The sequence below is a fragment of the Brevundimonas sp. NIBR10 genome, from assembly GCF_027912515.1.
Taxonomy (GTDB): Bacteria; Pseudomonadota; Alphaproteobacteria; order Caulobacterales; family Caulobacteraceae; genus Brevundimonas.
Map to the genome: position 1 here is coordinate 1,678,701 of NZ_CP115464.1, position 15,119 is coordinate 1,693,819.

Below are 15,119 nucleotides of genomic sequence, written 5' to 3' on the forward strand. Positions count from 1 at the left end.
TCGGGGGCCGCCGATCAAACCGGACCAAAGTCCTTCCGGAAACGTCTCATGCTGAACCTCCGTACGCTCCTCGTCGCAGGCCTCGTCGCCGCCTTCGCCACGGCGGGTCAGGCGCAGGAGGCCTGGACGGTCAAGCCGGCCTGGGTCAGCGCCCACGAGAATTTCCTCGCCTCCCCCGCCCTGCGCGGCCGGGGCAGCGCGACCCCGGACGAGGTCGTCGCTGCCACCTATGTCGCCTCGGTCTTCGAACGCTACGGCCTGACGCCCGCCCCCGACATGGCCGGCTTCTTGCAGACCGCGCCCCTGACCAGGTCCACCCCCAGCGGCCATGCCATCCTGACGGTCGGCGGCGTGGCGGTCGCGCAAGGGGAGGGCCTGTCGATCCTGTCGGCCTCGGGCCAGCGGATCGAGGGTTCGGTCGCTACCGGTTCGGATGCGGCAGCCATGCCCAGGGCCGACATCGTCCTGGTCGCCCCGCCGGAGGGGCCGGGCTTCCGTCCCCTGATGGGCGCGGCGCGGGCGGCGGGTGCCAAGGTCATCGTCCTGCGTGAGACCGACACCCTGAAACAGGCGGCCGCACGCTCGCGCCCACGCCCCGGCTACACCCTGGTCGGCGAGGAGCCGGGTATGCGTCCTGACATCCTGGTCCTGAGCGCTGATGCCTTCGACCGCCTCGCCGCCGCGACCGGACCCGCCGTCCTCGATCCCGGCACGCCGACGATCGAGGAGGCCTCGACCGTCAACGCCATCGGCTGGCTGGAGGGCTCCGACCCCACCGCCGGCGTCGTCATGATCTCGGCCCACCTCGACCACCTCGGTGTCGTGGACGGCGTCCTGATGCCGGGTGCCAATGACGACGCCTCGGGCACGGCGGCGGTGATGGAACTGGCCCACGCCCTGGCCGCTGGCCCCCAACCCAAACGCAGCATCCTGTTCGTCGCCTATGGCGCCGAGGAGATCGGCCTGCTGGGCTCACAGTTTTTCGGCGAACACCCGCCCGTGCCGCTCGATCGGATCGTCGCCAATCTCGAGATCGAGATGATCGGCAAGCAGGACCCCAACCTGCCCGCCGGCGTCATGATGATGACCGGCTTCGACCGCTCCGATTTCGGCCCGCTGATGAAGGCGCGCGGGGCCCTGGTCACGGCCGATCCCTATCTGGAGCAGCAGTTCTTCCAGCGGTCCGACAACTACGCCCTGGCCCTGAAAGGCATCGTCGCCCACACCATCTCCGGCTGGGCCACCATCCCGACCTACCACTCGGCTGAGGACACGATCGCCAACCTCGACATCGGTTTCATGACCGCCGCCATCCAGTCCCTCGTCGAGCCCCTGCGCTCCTTGGCCGACGGTGCATTCACCCCGCAATGGGCCGAGGGCGGGCGGCCGGTCGCCGGCGCGCGATAAGGCGTCTCGATCCGGATCAGAAGCGATCGAGCTTGTGGGGCGCGGCCTTCAATTCGCCGATGATGAATCGCGAAAACTCCAGGTTCCGGTTCCGGGTCAGCATGCCGCTGAGGGTTCGATACCCCCGGGCGTCCTTCACAAGGCGTCCTGCTTCCACCAGCGCCTTGAGACGGCGCCGCACCGTTTCTCGCGGCAGTCCCGTCGAATCGGCTATGGAACGTCCGCTCGTCGGCTGATGCAGGTGGTCGGGGAGCGAATGAGTTTTGAGCGCCTCCAGCAGTTCCGGATCGCGGAGGTGTTTGCCGGCGCTCGCGGCGGCGACCGTCAGGATGACGAGGATGGTTTCCACGTCGTCGCCCTCGAAACAGTCATGCGCCTTTCGCACCAGACGCAGAAGGATTTCTATCGCCGAAATCGCCTGCGCGCGCTCCGTAAGCGCAATAACCGTCGGATCATCCTGGTTCGCCTGCACCGGACCTCGCTCCCCATTTTTGGGAGACAGGGTGCTCGAATTGCGCGCTCGCGACCAGCGCCTCGTCGGCAACCGCGCTCAGCGGAGGCGGCAGATGTCCTTGCGCGCTGAGGACGGCCTTGTCGAGGCAGGCTTCACTGGCATCCGAGCGAACCTGCCGGTTGTCGCGGCGGTCTGCCGGTTTTCGCCGTATAGGCCTCGCGCAGGAGGGTCGCCTGGACGGCATCGACCTGACCCGGCATCATCCGACTGTCGGTGACGGCATCGTTCAGTCGTTCCGCCAGCCATTCTCCCATCGCCGCATTGGCGTCCGCAAAGGCTAAGGCGAGCCTTTCCCGATCGCCGCACGGCTCGGGTCTGAGTTGCTGGTGGAACCAGACGACTTCCTTCAGGGTGTCGACGCGGCCCCGGATCATGGCCTGACGCGAGGCTGCGTCTCGGGACGTCATGACAGGCTCGCCTGACGAGTTTGAGGCAAGGTCGAGGCTTCTTCGGTCAGGCTGTCAATATAGGCGCGAACCACCGCATCTGCGCCTGCCGGCGTGGGACTGTCGGTGTTGCGGCACTCCTGCCGCAGACGGTCGGCCTCGATGGACAGGGCCTGGAGGACATCGGCCATGTCACCAGACGAACGCCCGCCGATGGCCCGGCTGAGCCCGAGCACGATCGATCGCAAGGCGGCCAGATCGATTGAAATCGCCTGCAGGTGACTGTCGTGTTCCATAGTGCGCCCCGATGATCGGGGGCCGCTCCTAGTGGGTGGACCTTCGAAAAACCACGGGCCAGTGACCCATTTCGGGTCACTTGAGCCTGACCTCGGCACCAGGCCTCAGCCGTACGGCTCCAGCGCCAGAGCCGCCTCGACCCGTCTGATCCAGGCTCGCGTCGCCGTTCGCGTCGAAAGGTCAAACCCTCCGTCGCCCGCCATCCGCGTGTAGGCGACCAGCGCGATATCCGCCAGCGTCATTCCCTCGCCGACAATCCAGTCCCGCCCCGTCAGCGCCCCCTCCAGCCGGTCCAGCGCCGCGTCGCCCCGCTGCATGATCCGCCCCTCGACCTCGGTCTTGCCCAGATACAGCCGCTGGAATCGCGCCACCGCCACATAGGGCTCGTGGCTGTACTGCTCCCAGAACAGCCACTCCATCATCCTGGCCCGGTCATAGGCGTCGGCGGGTATCACGTCCGTGCTCTCGGCCAGATGCAGCAGGATGGCGTTCGACTGGGCCAGCGGCCTGCCGTCCTCCAATACAATGATCGGAACCTGCCCGGCGGGGCTCATCGCCAGGAATTCCGGTGTTCGGCTACCGCCCGACATGATGTCCACCTCGACCCAGCGATAATCACGCCCCACCCGGTCCAGCATCCACTTGACCTTCAAGCAGTTACCCGAACGAATGTCGCCATAGACAGTAAGCATCACGCACCCCCGAAGGTCACAGATCGCACGAATACTGATATCGCCATCTCAAAAGATGCCATACCGCGATTCCGCTGTGCTATCGATAAGGGGGACTGATCCGTCGCAGGTGTGGACAGACCGTCGCACCGGGCCGGGTTGCCACATTCTGGACACAGGTCGAAACGACACAGCCCACGCCGCCACGGTACGGGGTCGGCGCCACCGTGAGCCGTGTCCATGCGTTTCGTCGCCGCTGCCGTCGTCGCCTTCTGTGCGTTCGCGCTCCCCGCCATGGGTGAGCCGATCGCCTATACCGAGGTTCTGGCTGCCGAACAGGCTGCCCTTCAAACCCCGGATGCGACGGTTGGTTCCAGCGGCGATGTGGCGGATGCGGGTGTCGAACTCAGCGCTGAAACCGCCCAGATGATGGCCCGCGACGGCGACTGGCGTGCCCATGCCAGCCTGTATCACGCAGGCGGAGGCGGGGCGACCGGCAACGATTCGCTCGGCTGCCGCCCGATCGCCATGCGCACCGTCGCCGTGGATCCCCGCGTCATTCCCCGCCGGACCCGCCTGTTCATCCGCGAGACGGTCGGCATGCGGATGCCCGACGGCACGCGACACGACGGCTACTGGTACGCCACCGACACCGGCGGCGCGATCAAGGGCCAGCGCGTCGATCTCTACACCGGCCACGGCCGCGGCTCGATGCAGCCGGCCATGCGCTTCAACCAGCGCGCCCTGACGGTGATCGACGCGGGTCGTTTCGAAGGCTGCCCGCCTGCCTGGGGTCGCACCGTGCCGGTCATCACCCAGACGGCCCGGGCCTCGGCCCCGATCCAGATGGCCTCGAACTGATCTAGAATTTCCGCTGGCCGGACAGGGTCTCGAACCACATCCGCCAGTCGCCCATCAGGCTCCACAGCGGGTATCTGAACGTCGCCGGCCGGTTCTTCTCGAAGAAGAAATGCCCGATCCAGGCCGCGCCATAGCCCACCACCGGCATGGCCAGCAGCCACCACGGGTTCATCGTGAACAGGAAGCCGACGAACGCCGCCAGCACCACGGTCGTCCCCACCACATGGATCCGCCGGCACGTCCGGTTCGAATGCTCGTGGATATAGTAGGGATAGAAGGCGGCGAACGAGGCGTATCGCTCGGGTGCGGGCTGGCTGCTCATGTGCCGATGCTGCGCCGGAACGTCGCATCTGACAAGATCGCGGATCACGCCTCCTGGACGGGTTCGGGGCCCAGCAACCGCCGGATACGCGGCCACAGGGTCGACAGGGCCGAGAAAAACCCCACCACCGTCGCCGCCCCCTGGAACAGGGTCCACACCGTCTGGAACGTCGTGCCGAACACGGCTTGAGTCACCGGATACAGGATCTCGCTGATCCGGATCTGGAAGGCGGCATAGACCTGGGAATATTCGATCGACCGGTCGGCCAGGAACGCCGCGACCACCGCCGCCGACACCGGCCCCCACAGCAACGGCATCGCCAGCACCACGGCCAGCATCACGATCACCAGCTTGGTCCCCAGCGTCTCCTTCGACATCAGGCTGACCACCACCCCGACGCCCAGCCCCAGCGCCGCCAGCCCCAGGCCGACGGGCAGCACCTTGTCGATGATGAAAATCAGGTCGTCGAAGAAGACCCCGACCCCGATTGCCGCCCCCGTCAGCACGAAGGCCGCGACCCACAGCGCCCCGTACTGGCCCAGACGCGTCTTCAGAAACCCGATGTTGAACATGGCCGCCTGATCCCCGACCGCCCCCGCCGTCCGGTCTCACCATGCCTCCTGACAGGGCCGCTGTCGACCGGGCGAACGCGGGTCTGTGGCGGCCGGACCGTCGGCGGGCACCGGGACAGGCTTGACGACCCGCTTAAATAACTGCATGGTTAAATACAGTCTGGAGACCCTGCCATGCCTGACAAGATCACCCCCTGCATCTGGTACGACCTGGGCCAGGCCCGCGCCGCCGCCGAATTCTATGTCTCGCTCGGCCTGCCCGACAGCCGCGTCGACACGGTCCACGACAGTCCCGTAGACAACCCCTCGACCCCTGCGGGCGAGGAGCTGGTCGTCGAGTTCACCATGGCCGGCCGCACCTTCATGGGCCTGAACGGCGGCCCGATGTTCCCCCAGACCGAGGCCGTGTCCTTCATGGTCTATACCGACGACCAGGCCGAGACCGACCGTCTGTGGAACGCCATCGTCGGTAACGGCGGCGCCGAGAGCATGTGCGGCTGGTGCAAGGACCGCTGGGGCGTCAACTGGCAGATCACGCCCAGACGCCTGATGCAGTTCCACTCCGACCCCAACCCCGCCCGCGCCAAGGCCGCCTTCGAGGCCATGATGACCATGAAAAAGATCGACATCGCCACCTTGGAAGCCGCCGCCGACGCGGTATCCTGACGCCTTCGTACAAGACGCCTGCCTGCCGCATCATCCACCATAGGCGCTCAAGCAGCGAGGCTCCGCAAGCCGAGCGTCAGCGCTTCCGAAGGAGCACCAGAATGTCCTACGTCTCCGGCTTCCTCATTCCCGTGAAGATCGCCGACAAGGCCAAATACATCGCCTCGGCCGAGGCCAGCTGGCCGATCTTCCAGAAATACGGCGCCCTCGAACAGGTCGAGACCTGGGGCGAAGACATCCCGCCCGGCAAGGTCACCGGCTTCGACCTGGCCGTGAAGCTTGAAGAGGGCGAGGCCGTGGTCTTCTCCTGGATCAAATGGCCCGACAAGGCGACCGCCGACGCCTGTTTCGCCACCATGGAAAGCGACCCCGCCTGGGCCAACATGGACATGCCCTTCGACGGCAAGCGCATGATGTGGGGCGGATTCGGGACGATCTTCGCGAGCTGAGTCGCCATCCTGTCCCTCTCCCATTGGGAGAGGCCCAGAAAAAGGGCCACCTCCCTTCCGGAAAGCGGCCCCTTGTCGTCTCCGGTGCTTTCGCGCCTCAGCTGTCCAGGAAGCTGCGCAGCTTCCGCGACCGCGAGGGGTGCTTCAGCTTGCGCAGGGCCTTGGCCTCGATCTGGCGGATGCGTTCGCGGGTGACGCTGAACTGCTGGCCGACCTCTTCCAGAGTGTGGTCGGTGTTCATGCCGATGCCGAAACGCATGCGCAGGACGCGTTCCTCGCGCGGCGTCAGGGACGCCAGCACGCGCGTCGTGGTCTCGCGCAGGTTCGACTGGATAGCAGCGTCGATGGGCAGGATGGCGTTCTTGTCCTCGATGAAGTCGCCCAGGTGGCTGTCTTCCTCGTCGCCGATCGGCGTTTCGAGTGAGATCGGCTCCTTGGCGATCTTGAGGACCTTGCGGACCTTCTCCAGCGGCATGGCCAGCTTTTCGGCCAGCTCTTCCGGGGTCGGCTCGCGGCCGATCTCGTGCAGCATCTGGCGGCTGGTCCGCACGATCTTGTTGATCGTCTCGATCATGTGCACCGGAATGCGGATGGTCCGAGCCTGGTCGGCGATCGAGCGGGTGATCGCCTGACGGATCCACCAAGTGGCGTAGGTCGAGAACTTGTAGCCGCGACGGTACTCGAACTTGTCGACCGCCTTCATCAGGCCGATGTTGCCCTCCTGGATCAGGTCCAGGAACTGCAGGCCGCGGTTCGTGTACTTTTTCGCAATGGAGATCACGAGTCTCAGGTTCGCCTCGACCATTTCCTTCTTGGCCTGACGGGCCTCGCGCTCGCCCTTCTGGACCGTCTGGACGATGCGGCGATAGTCGTCGATGGGCAGGCCGGCCTCGATGGCCACGGCGGCGACATCGGCGCGGATCTTGGCGATCTGGACGGCTTCGTTGTCGCTGAACTTGGTCCAGCGCACGCCCATTTCCTTGACCCGCTCGGACCAGTTGGGGTCCAGTTCCGAGCTGAAATAGGCCTTCAGGAACTCGGGGCGCGAGATGCCGTAGCTGTCGGCCAGGCGGAGCAGACGCCCTTCCAGCCCGATCAGGCGTTTGTTGATCGCGTACAGCTGTTCGACCAGGGCCTCGATGCGGTTGTTGTTCAGCTTGACCGTCTTCAGCCGGTCCGAGATCCCGACCGACAGGGTCTCATAGGCCTTGCGGTCCTTGGCGCTCAGCTCCTCGCCCTTCAGACGCGTCTCGACCAGCCGCTCCTGCAGCTTCCTGAAGGCATCGAAATCGTTGGCGATCGCGTCCAGGATCTCCATGACCCCATCGCGCAGCTCGGCTTCCAGCGCCGAGATCGACATCCCGCCGCCGTCGTCGAAGTCCTCGTCCTCTTCGTCGTCCGTCTCGGGCTTGGGCTCGGCGCCCTCGACAGGTTCGGGGGCGACCACGACCGGCTGGGGCTGGCCCGGAATGGGCTGTTGCGGCTGGTTGTGGGGCAGGGAGGCGGGGTTGATCACGCCGTAGGTGGCGTCCAGGTCGATGACCTCGCGCAGCAGGATGCGGTTGTTGGCCAGTTCGTCGCGCCACACCATGATGGCTTCGAACGTCAGGGCGCTTTCGCACAGGCCGCTGATCATGGCGTCGCGACCGGCCTCGATCCGCTTGGCGATGGCGATCTCGCCCTCGCGGCTCAGCAGCTCGACCGAGCCCATTTCGCGCAGATACATCCGCACGGGGTCGTCGGTGCGGTCATAGGTCGGCTTGGCGTTCTCGGCCGAAATCTCGGTCTCGGCCCGGGTCGTGACCTCGCCGCCGCTCTCGGCCGCGTCCTCTTCCGCCTCGACGACGTTGACGCCCATCTCCGACAGCATGGCCAGGGTGTCTTCGATAGCGTCGGGCGTGACTTCCTCGGACGGCAGGACCTTGTTCAGCTCCTCCATCGTCACATAGCCGCGCGCCTTGGCCTGCTTGATGAACTTCTTGACCCCGGCATCGGTCAGGTCGAGCAGCGGCCCGTCCGTCGTGGCTTCGGTCTGTTCCTGCGTATCCGTCATGAAGTCTCAAATCTCCGCGTCCGTGGCGATCTGGCGACCGATCCGGACCTGAATGCCAAGGGCTGACCCCTGGCAAAATTGCAACGCCTGCGAAAAAGACAACGCGCCCGGCCACCGTTTTGTTACGGCGACCGTCCGGATCGGCCTCATTCGCTTCCTTGGTCGGGTTCGTCACAGCCTGCCGCAATCCGCCCCCAGCGTGCTGCGAGCGGTGACGGTCGCGCCCATCAGGGCCGCCGTGACGGTTCGGACCTCAGCCATCGGCGAGGGGCGCTGCTGCGGCCAGGAAAGGCGCGCCGGACTGAGCCGCCGCCTTCTCGACCTCGCGCACGAATGCAGGATGATCCGAATGCGCCAGATGGCGAGCGACCGCCGTCCTGTCAAGGGTTGCGGGCGTCAGACCCGGTCGAGGCGCGGATTGGTCCAGACCTGTCCGCCGTCGCGCGTGGTCCAGCCGGTGATGTCGGCGATCTCGGTCCGATAGCTGAACTGGCAGGGCCGCTCGCGCACCAGGGTCCAGCCCCGGCCATGCAGCAGGTCCAGCAGTTCGCCCTCGATTCGGCGGGAATGGGTGCCGATGAACATCGTCCGCACCCGGGCGTCCAGCAGGTCGATGTTGGCGCTCAGCAGCCGGCCCTCGGTGCCCTGAATGTCGACGTGCAGCAGATCGGTGATCCCCTCGGCCAGCACCTGGTCCAGGGTATAGGCGGTGACCGCCTCGTGCTCGACTTCGCGGCCGATGTAGTCGTGATCGCGCGCTGTCTCGACGGCCTGGCTGCCGTTGTCGTTCAGGCTGTGGACCTTGGGGAAGTACAGCGTCCCCGCCTCGGTCGCGATGGCGCCGTGGACCAAATTCAGCTCGGCGTTCTCGATCGACACGCCGTTCGTGGCCAGGTGGTACTGGATCTGCTCGAAATGCAGGTGGCTGGCCTCGACCGCCGTCAAACGAACCTGCGGCACCCCGCGATGTCGGGCCTCCACCGCCGCGGCGCAGACCCAGGGTCCGAACGAGGCGCCCAGTTCAGCGATCGTGAAGCTGTCGGGTCCGGCCCGATCGAAAGCGTGCAGCAGAGCGAAATACTCGATCGCCTCGGCGCGCAGCTGATCGTCGGGGATGGGCAGGTCGTCGAAAACAGCACCGTCATGCCACGCCGCCCAGGGATGCAGGCCCGTTGCGGTCCGGGTGCCCAGGAAATCGGTGATCGTGCCGGGCTGAGCCGTTGAGGACCGGCGCGCGCTCTGGAACAGGGCAATGTCCTCCTCTTCCCACCCGCCGTAGAAGTCGTTCGGATGCTCGCGCCGGAATTGAACGGCCGACTGGACGCGAGGGGACAGCGGGCTGGTCCCGGGGACTTCCGTCACGGCCTGCGGCACCGGTTCGGCCGGTGTCACGGGCGTCTCGGCGGTAAGGTGTCTGCGAAGGCGGCGAAACATCCGGAAATCCAGTCTGGACGACGGTCGAAAAGGCGAGACCGGCGCGTCTTCCTTACAATCCCGCGCGGGTTGCGAGCTACCGTAAATGTCGTCTGGTTCCACAAGGACCGAGATCATCGCGCCCGAGAAGCATCCTCAGCCCGCGCTCCAGATCTCCCCCGTCCTTACCGCCCGGCGCAGGGCATCGCGTTCGGCCTTCAGGCGGCTGAAGGCCGGGGCGTCGAAGGCCTGGTCGGCACCCGACTTGGCCGAGGCCAGGGCCTGTTCCAGCGCCGCGACCCGGGTCAGGGCCTCGAACCCCTGGGCCCAGCGCAGGCGAGCGTCGGCGGTGCTGGACGTGGCGTCAAGGAACGGCGCTCCCGACTTGGCCGCCGCCTTCTCGACCTCGCGCAGCAGGTCGTCGTGGCCCGTGGCCGACAACCGCCGCCGCAACAGAGCCGAATCCATCGCCGCATCGGAGAACCTCAGCCGCACCAGCTCATGCGCCAGCCCGTCCAGCGCCGCATCGCCGAACCCGTGCGAGGAAATGGCCTCCAGATGGTCGTCCATCCGCTCGGGATCCTCGATGACTCCGTGTGCCAACGCCGCCGCCACCGGCTCGATCGAGCGCGACAACGACTGCATCGCCTGCGCGCCTTCCGAGGTTTGGCCCAGCTTGGGCGGCGGACCTGGTCGCCAGCGTCCGCCTGTTTGTTGAGGCCGCTCCTGGGGTGCAGCCCGGCTGGGAAACAGGCCGTCGAACCGCTCGAACATCTCGCGCCGGTATTGTTCGGCCAGATCCTTGTCCTGGATCAGGGCCGCTGCCTGACGCAGCCGACCCTTGAGGCCCGCGCGCCGTTCGGGCGTATCCAGCGGCTCGACCTCGACCTCGCGCCGGAACAGCATCTCGGCGAACGGCCGGGTCTCGCTCATCGCCTGGCGCAAGGCGGGTGCCCCCTTGTCCCTCAGGATGTCATCCGGGTCCTGCCCCCCCTCCAGCAGGGCGAACCGGAACGACCGGCCGGGCTTCAACAGGGGCAGGGCGCGTTCGATGGACCGAAACGCCGCCCTCTGACCCGCCCCGTCGCCGTCGAAACACAGCACCGGCTCGGACGATGTCCGCCACAGCAGGGCCATCTGGTCTTCGGTCAGGGCCGTGCCCATGGGCGCCACAGCCGGCAGGCCCGCCCGCTGACAGGCGATGACGTCCATGTATCCTTCGACGACAATGATCGCCGCCTTGCCCTTGCTCTCGGCCCCCAGGATGCGCCGCGCCTCGGGCAGGCCGTAGAGTGTCGCCCCCTTGTGAAACAGCGGGCTCTCGGGGCCGTTCAGGTATTTGGCCCGGTCGTCGGGGTTCATCGCCCGACCGCCGAAGCTGACGATCCGCCCGCGCGCGTCCAGTATCGGGAACATCAGTCGGTCGCGGAACCGGTCATAGGGCTGGCCCCCGCCCTCGGGTGAGATCAGCATCCCCATCTCGACCAGGTCGCCGGGCTTGGCCCCCCGCTGCACCAGCGCGCCTTTCAGCCCCTCGCGATCATTGGGCGCATAGCCCAGGCCGAACCGTGCCCACTGATCCTCAGGCAGGCCGCGCCGCTCCAGATATTCGCGCGCCGCCTTGCCCACCGACCGGCGCAGATTGGCCGCGAACCATTTCTGGGACAGGTCCATCCAGTCCGACAGGCCCTGACGTTTCTGCTCCCGCTCGGCCGCCTCCGGGTCTTCTGCCGGCATCTGCATCCCGGCCTCGGCGGCGAGGCGTTCGACCGCCTCCGGAAACGACAGCCGCTCCGTTTCCTGCAGGAAGCTGATGACGTCGCCGTGCTTGCCCGAGCTGAAGTCGTGAAAGAACCCCTTGTCGTCGTTGACGAAGAACGACGGCGACTTCTCCTTCGAAAAGGGACTCAGGCCGACCCATTCCCGTCCCTGACGCTTGAGCTTCACCGACCGCCCGATCACGTCGGACGGGCGAAGGCGGGCCTTCAGTTCTTCCAGGAAACGGTCATCGAAACGCACCGTCGATCCTTAACGCGGGCTGAGCCGACTAGCGACTCTCTCCACACGAAGGCTCTTGACTCGACAACTTTGAAATTGAAAGTAGTCACACCGAAACCGGAGCCCTGCCATGTCCGACGCCACGACCCCGACGCCGTCCACCGACGAAAGCGACATCGCCTATCTGAAGCGGCTGGCCGTGGCCGGCCGCGGCGAGCCGGCACCGTTCCTGTTGCTCATGGCGGTGTTCGGCGGGGGCTACGGGTTCGCGATCTTGGCTGTCATGATTGCCTTCCTGATCGAAGGTCTTCCCCAACCGGGCGGCGACGTTGGACCGATCTCCGAATTCCTGGGCCGCTGGGCCTTCGTCGCGGCGCCGATCGCGTTTGTGTTGGCCCTTGGTTGGACGGTCTGGCGCACCTTCGGCCCCAATCGGATCAGGCTCAGCCGCGCGGCCGTCGCGACCTGGAGCGCGGCCTTCATCGGTCTGGTGACCATCGTCGCGTCGATGCGGCTGTTTACGCAGGGCGACACTCATCTTGACCATGCCTACGCCGCCAACTTCCTCTGGCCGGTGCTGCTGACACTGTGGGGCTGCGCCTGGTGGGTCACGGGTGTGACCAGCGAACGGAAATGGCTACTGGTCGTGGCCATCGGCTCCTATGCGGCGGCGATCGGAATGGCGATCACCGCCAACACCCCGAGCATGATGCCATTGATCTGCGCCTGTCTGCTGCTGCTCGCCTTCGTCCCGGCGGTCATCCTGATGCGTCAGAGGGCCCGTTGAACGCGCCGTTTCCGGTCGATCCGCTGCTGTCCAGCCGTGTCCGGGCGGGTATTCTCGACTTTCTGTCCGATCGCGGGGCGGCCGACTTCACCGAACTGGCCGCCGTGCTGGCACTGCCTAACAACAGCCTGTCCAGCCACCTGCAAAGGCTGGAAGGGGCGGCCTATATCGAGCTACGTCGCGGATTTCTCGGCAGAAAACCCCGTACACGGATCGTTCTGACGCCCGTCGGGCGCAGGGCCTGGCTGGCCCACCTGTCCCGGATCACCGACCCGGCCTGAGGGGTTCGTTAACCTTCTGTTTACCAATACGCTCAAAGCGTGACCATAACTGCCTGAATACGCACATATTTTCTGCCCATGCATGGAACTGTCCACAGGATCTGTGGATTAACCATACGACCCGTCACAGAAGGCGATGGGCCGCCGGGGCCAGGACGCGATCGGCGTCGCAATCTCGATACCTGCGTTACGAAGGCTCGCCATGTTCATCTCTATCGCCCGCCCGGCGGTGGAGCCCATCGGACCCGACACCGTCGCCGTTCCCGGCTCTCCCGCCATCGCCGAACTGTCGCCCCGCGCGATGCACGCGCGCCTGCTCGAGAACGCCGCCCTGCGCCGCCTGCGCGGCGTGGAGCGCAAACAGGCGCACCGCGACGACGACGCCGGCTACTGGTTTAGCGCCGCCCCGATGGCGGTCCGCAAGGCCTCGGCCCTGCGCGAAGACAAGAGCTTCGCGCCGCTTCCCTGATCTCACGAGGCTTCGCCACATGGTGAAGCTTCAAGGACGGCCTGCGTCTTGCGGGCTCCAGCAAGGGATATAGGCTCGGCAAGGCCAGGCCGGTTGAACCCATCGGGGGTCTTCGAGCCGTGGAGGGAGCCTCCCGTGAGCCTCGACACCCTGTTCAACATCGCCAACACCGTCGCCCTGGTCGGGTGGATCATCCTGGCGCTGGCCCCGCTGCGACGCCAACTGGCGATCGCGGCGGCGCGCTGCATCGCCGTCGGCCTGTCCGTCACCTACACGGTATTGCTGGTCCAGGCGGTCGCGAGCGGCGGCCTCGGCGGCGACTTGACCACTCTGTCAGGCCTCACCCAAGGCTTCAGCCAGCCGAAGGCGGTCCTGGTCGGCTGGGTCCACTATCTGGCCTTCGACCTGTGGGTCGGATCATGGGCGATCGAGGACGCCGGCAAGCGCGGCGTGCCCCACTGGGCCATGCTGCCTGTACTGTTCCTGACGCTGATGGCGGGTCCGGTCGGGCTGCTGGCCTACCTGGGGGCGCGGGCGGCGCTGGTGCGTCGTCAGCCGCCCGCATTGACGAGTTAGTTTCGATATGAAACGGTCTCTCATCCAGGGAGACCGCCAATGTCACTGAAGCCATCCTGCCTGATCGTCGGTGCCGGAGACGGGGTCGGGTCCGCGATCGCCCGCGCCTTTGCGCGCGAGGATCTGGCGGTCTGCATCACCCGGCGCCCGCGCAACCTGGATCAGCTTGAGGCTGTGGCCGCCTCCATCCGCGCCGAGGGCGGCGAGGCCCATGCGTTCGGCGTCGATGCCCGCGTCGAGGCCGAGATGATCGCCTTGGTAGACAAGATCGAGGCCGAAATCGGCCCGTTGCAGGTCGTGGTGTTCAACATCGGCGCGAACGTGCGGTTCTCGGTCATCGACACGACGGCCCAGGTCTATTCCAAGGTCTGGGAGATGGCGGCCCTGTCCGGCTTCTTCACGGGACGCGAGGCCGCGCGCGTCATGGCCCCGCGCGGCAAGGGCACGATCCTGTTCACGGGGGCGACCGCCTCGACGCGGGGCGGCGCGGGTTTCTCGGCCTTTGCGGGGGCAAAGGCGGCGCTGCGTCAGCTGGCCCAGAGCCTGGCGAGAGAGATGGGCCCGCAAGGCATCCATGTCGCCCACGTCGTGGTCGACGGGATGATCGATGGCGTCTTCGCCCGCTCCATCGCGTCTGACATCCAAACCCTGCTGGACGAAGACGCCATCCTGAAGCCCGACGAGATCGCCAAAAATTACGTCTGGCTGCACAACCAACAGCGCAGCGCCTGGACGTTCGAACTGGATCTGCGCCCGTGGAAGGAAACCTGGTGAGCAAGACGATCGACTTCATCTTCGATTTCGCCAGCCCGAACGGCTATTTCGCGCTCCGGGCTTTGTCGGGCGTCGCGGAACGAACGGGCGCAACCGTCAACCTGATCCCCTGCCTGCTGGGCGGCTTGTTCAAGGCGACGGGCAATCAGGCGCCGATGGTCGCGTTCGGCGGCATCAAGGGCAAGATGGACTACGAGATGCTGGAAATCCGGCGCTTTATCGCCCGACACGGGCTGACCGCATTCCGGATGAACCCGCACTTTCCGATCAACAGCCTGCTGGCCATGCGCGGGCTGTGCGCCGTCGCGCCCGGCATGGATTTCGATGCCTATGTCGAGGCGGTGTCGGTGGGCTTCTGGGAACGTCGTCTGGCAATGGGCGACCCGGCTGTGCTCGCCTCGGTCCTGAGCGAGGCGGGTCTGGACGCCGAGGCGATCCTGACGGCGGCCCAGACCGATCCGGTCAAGGCGAAGCTGGCGGACAACACCGCTGCGGCCGTCGAGCGCGGAGCCTTTGGCGTGCCCACCTTCTTTGTCGGCGACGAGATGTTCTTCGGCAAGGAACGCTTGGGGCAAGTCGAGGAGATGGTCGCCGCAAAGTGATCGGGCGAGGTTGAGGAACCC

Annotated in this window: 19 protein-coding genes; 10 read left to right on the forward strand and 9 right to left on the reverse strand. The window is 66.4% G+C overall.

The window, feature by feature from the left end; translation table 11 throughout:
- Positions 1-48: 48 nt before the first annotated feature.
- Positions 49-1,407, forward strand: a complete 1,359-nt coding sequence (locus tag O5K39_RS08225; RefSeq protein WP_271146790.1) for a M28 family peptidase — start codon at positions 49-51, stop codon at positions 1,405-1,407.
- Between the two features lie 16 nt (positions 1,408-1,423).
- Here O5K39_RS08225 and O5K39_RS08230 read toward each other — a convergent pair whose 3' ends face one another.
- The 4 genes from O5K39_RS08230 to O5K39_RS08245 form a co-directional block, all read right to left on the reverse strand.
- Positions 1,424-1,879 carry a hypothetical protein gene (locus O5K39_RS08230; protein WP_271146791.1) on the reverse strand — a complete coding sequence of 152 codons (456 nt, stop codon included), beginning with the start codon at positions 1,877-1,879 and terminating at the stop codon, positions 1,424-1,426.
- A gap of 134 nt (positions 1,880-2,013) precedes the next feature.
- Positions 2,014-2,328, reverse strand: coding sequence for a hypothetical protein (locus O5K39_RS08235; protein ID WP_271146792.1), 315 nt, complete (start codon positions 2,326-2,328; stop codon positions 2,014-2,016).
- Positions 2,325-2,603, reverse strand: a complete 279-nt coding sequence (locus tag O5K39_RS08240) for a hypothetical protein (protein WP_271146793.1) — start codon at positions 2,601-2,603, stop codon at positions 2,325-2,327. Before O5K39_RS08240 ends, O5K39_RS08235 begins: the two co-directional genes overlap by 4 nt.
- A gap of 105 nt (positions 2,604-2,708) precedes the next feature.
- Complete coding sequence (locus O5K39_RS08245; RefSeq protein ID WP_271146794.1) at positions 2,709-3,296, reverse strand: glutathione S-transferase family protein; 588 nt, start codon at positions 3,294-3,296, stop codon at positions 2,709-2,711.
- A gap of 219 nt (positions 3,297-3,515) precedes the next feature.
- Here O5K39_RS08245 and O5K39_RS08250 point away from each other — a divergent pair, with 219 nt between their 5' ends.
- Entirely contained in the window at positions 3,516-4,136 is a 621-nt protein-coding gene (locus tag O5K39_RS08250) for a 3D domain-containing protein (protein WP_271146795.1), read from the forward strand.
- 1 nt (position 4,137) lies between these two features.
- Here O5K39_RS08250 and O5K39_RS08255 read toward each other — a convergent pair whose 3' ends face one another.
- Both O5K39_RS08255 and O5K39_RS08260 read right to left on the reverse strand, forming a co-directional pair.
- A complete protein-coding gene (locus tag O5K39_RS08255) occupies positions 4,138-4,458 on the reverse strand; it encodes an Mpo1-like protein (protein ID WP_271146796.1) in 321 nt (106 codons plus the stop codon).
- A 44-nt stretch (positions 4,459-4,502) separates the two neighbouring features.
- Positions 4,503-5,030, reverse strand: a complete 528-nt coding sequence (locus tag O5K39_RS08260; RefSeq protein WP_271146797.1) for a hypothetical protein — start codon at positions 5,028-5,030, stop codon at positions 4,503-4,505.
- A gap of 174 nt (positions 5,031-5,204) precedes the next feature.
- Here O5K39_RS08260 and O5K39_RS08265 point away from each other — a divergent pair, with 174 nt between their 5' ends.
- Entirely contained in the window at positions 5,205-5,696 is a 492-nt protein-coding gene (locus O5K39_RS08265) for a VOC family protein (RefSeq protein ID WP_271146798.1), read from the forward strand.
- Between the two features lie 101 nt (positions 5,697-5,797).
- Positions 5,798-6,145, forward strand: coding sequence for a DUF1428 domain-containing protein (locus O5K39_RS08270; RefSeq protein WP_271146799.1), 348 nt, complete (start codon positions 5,798-5,800; stop codon positions 6,143-6,145).
- 97 nt (positions 6,146-6,242) lie between these two features.
- Here O5K39_RS08270 and rpoD read toward each other — a convergent pair whose 3' ends face one another.
- The 3 genes from rpoD to dnaG form a co-directional block, all read right to left on the reverse strand.
- On the reverse strand, positions 6,243-8,198 hold the full coding sequence (rpoD, locus tag O5K39_RS08275) for an RNA polymerase sigma factor RpoD (protein WP_271146800.1): 1,956 nt from the start codon (positions 8,196-8,198) through the stop codon (positions 6,243-6,245).
- Between the two features lie 396 nt (positions 8,199-8,594).
- Positions 8,595-9,632 carry an FkbM family methyltransferase gene (locus O5K39_RS08280; protein ID WP_271146801.1) on the reverse strand — a complete coding sequence of 346 codons (1,038 nt, stop codon included), beginning with the start codon at positions 9,630-9,632 and terminating at the stop codon, positions 8,595-8,597.
- 135 nt (positions 9,633-9,767) lie between these two features.
- A complete protein-coding gene (gene dnaG, locus O5K39_RS08285; protein WP_271146802.1) occupies positions 9,768-11,630 on the reverse strand; it encodes a DNA primase in 1,863 nt (620 codons plus the stop codon).
- A gap of 109 nt (positions 11,631-11,739) precedes the next feature.
- Here dnaG and O5K39_RS08290 point away from each other — a divergent pair, with 109 nt between their 5' ends.
- From O5K39_RS08290 to O5K39_RS08315, 6 genes are all read left to right on the forward strand, one after another.
- Entirely contained in the window at positions 11,740-12,396 is a 657-nt protein-coding gene (locus O5K39_RS08290; RefSeq protein ID WP_271146803.1) for a hypothetical protein, read from the forward strand.
- On the forward strand, positions 12,393-12,677 hold the full coding sequence (locus O5K39_RS08295) for a transcriptional regulator (RefSeq protein ID WP_271146804.1): 285 nt from the start codon (positions 12,393-12,395) through the stop codon (positions 12,675-12,677). Before O5K39_RS08290 ends, O5K39_RS08295 begins: the two co-directional genes overlap by 4 nt.
- A gap of 202 nt (positions 12,678-12,879) precedes the next feature.
- Positions 12,880-13,146, forward strand: a complete 267-nt coding sequence (locus O5K39_RS08300) for a hypothetical protein (protein ID WP_271146805.1) — start codon at positions 12,880-12,882, stop codon at positions 13,144-13,146.
- 135 nt (positions 13,147-13,281) lie between these two features.
- Positions 13,282-13,722 carry an ABA4-like family protein gene (locus tag O5K39_RS08305; protein WP_271146806.1) on the forward strand — a complete coding sequence of 147 codons (441 nt, stop codon included), beginning with the start codon at positions 13,282-13,284 and terminating at the stop codon, positions 13,720-13,722.
- A 39-nt stretch (positions 13,723-13,761) separates the two neighbouring features.
- Entirely contained in the window at positions 13,762-14,496 is a 735-nt protein-coding gene (locus O5K39_RS08310) for an SDR family NAD(P)-dependent oxidoreductase (protein WP_271146807.1), read from the forward strand.
- Complete coding sequence (locus O5K39_RS08315) at positions 14,493-15,098, forward strand: 2-hydroxychromene-2-carboxylate isomerase (RefSeq protein WP_271146808.1); 606 nt, start codon at positions 14,493-14,495, stop codon at positions 15,096-15,098. The genes O5K39_RS08310 and O5K39_RS08315 overlap by 4 nt, the downstream gene beginning before the upstream one ends.
- Positions 15,099-15,119 lie beyond the last annotated feature (21 nt).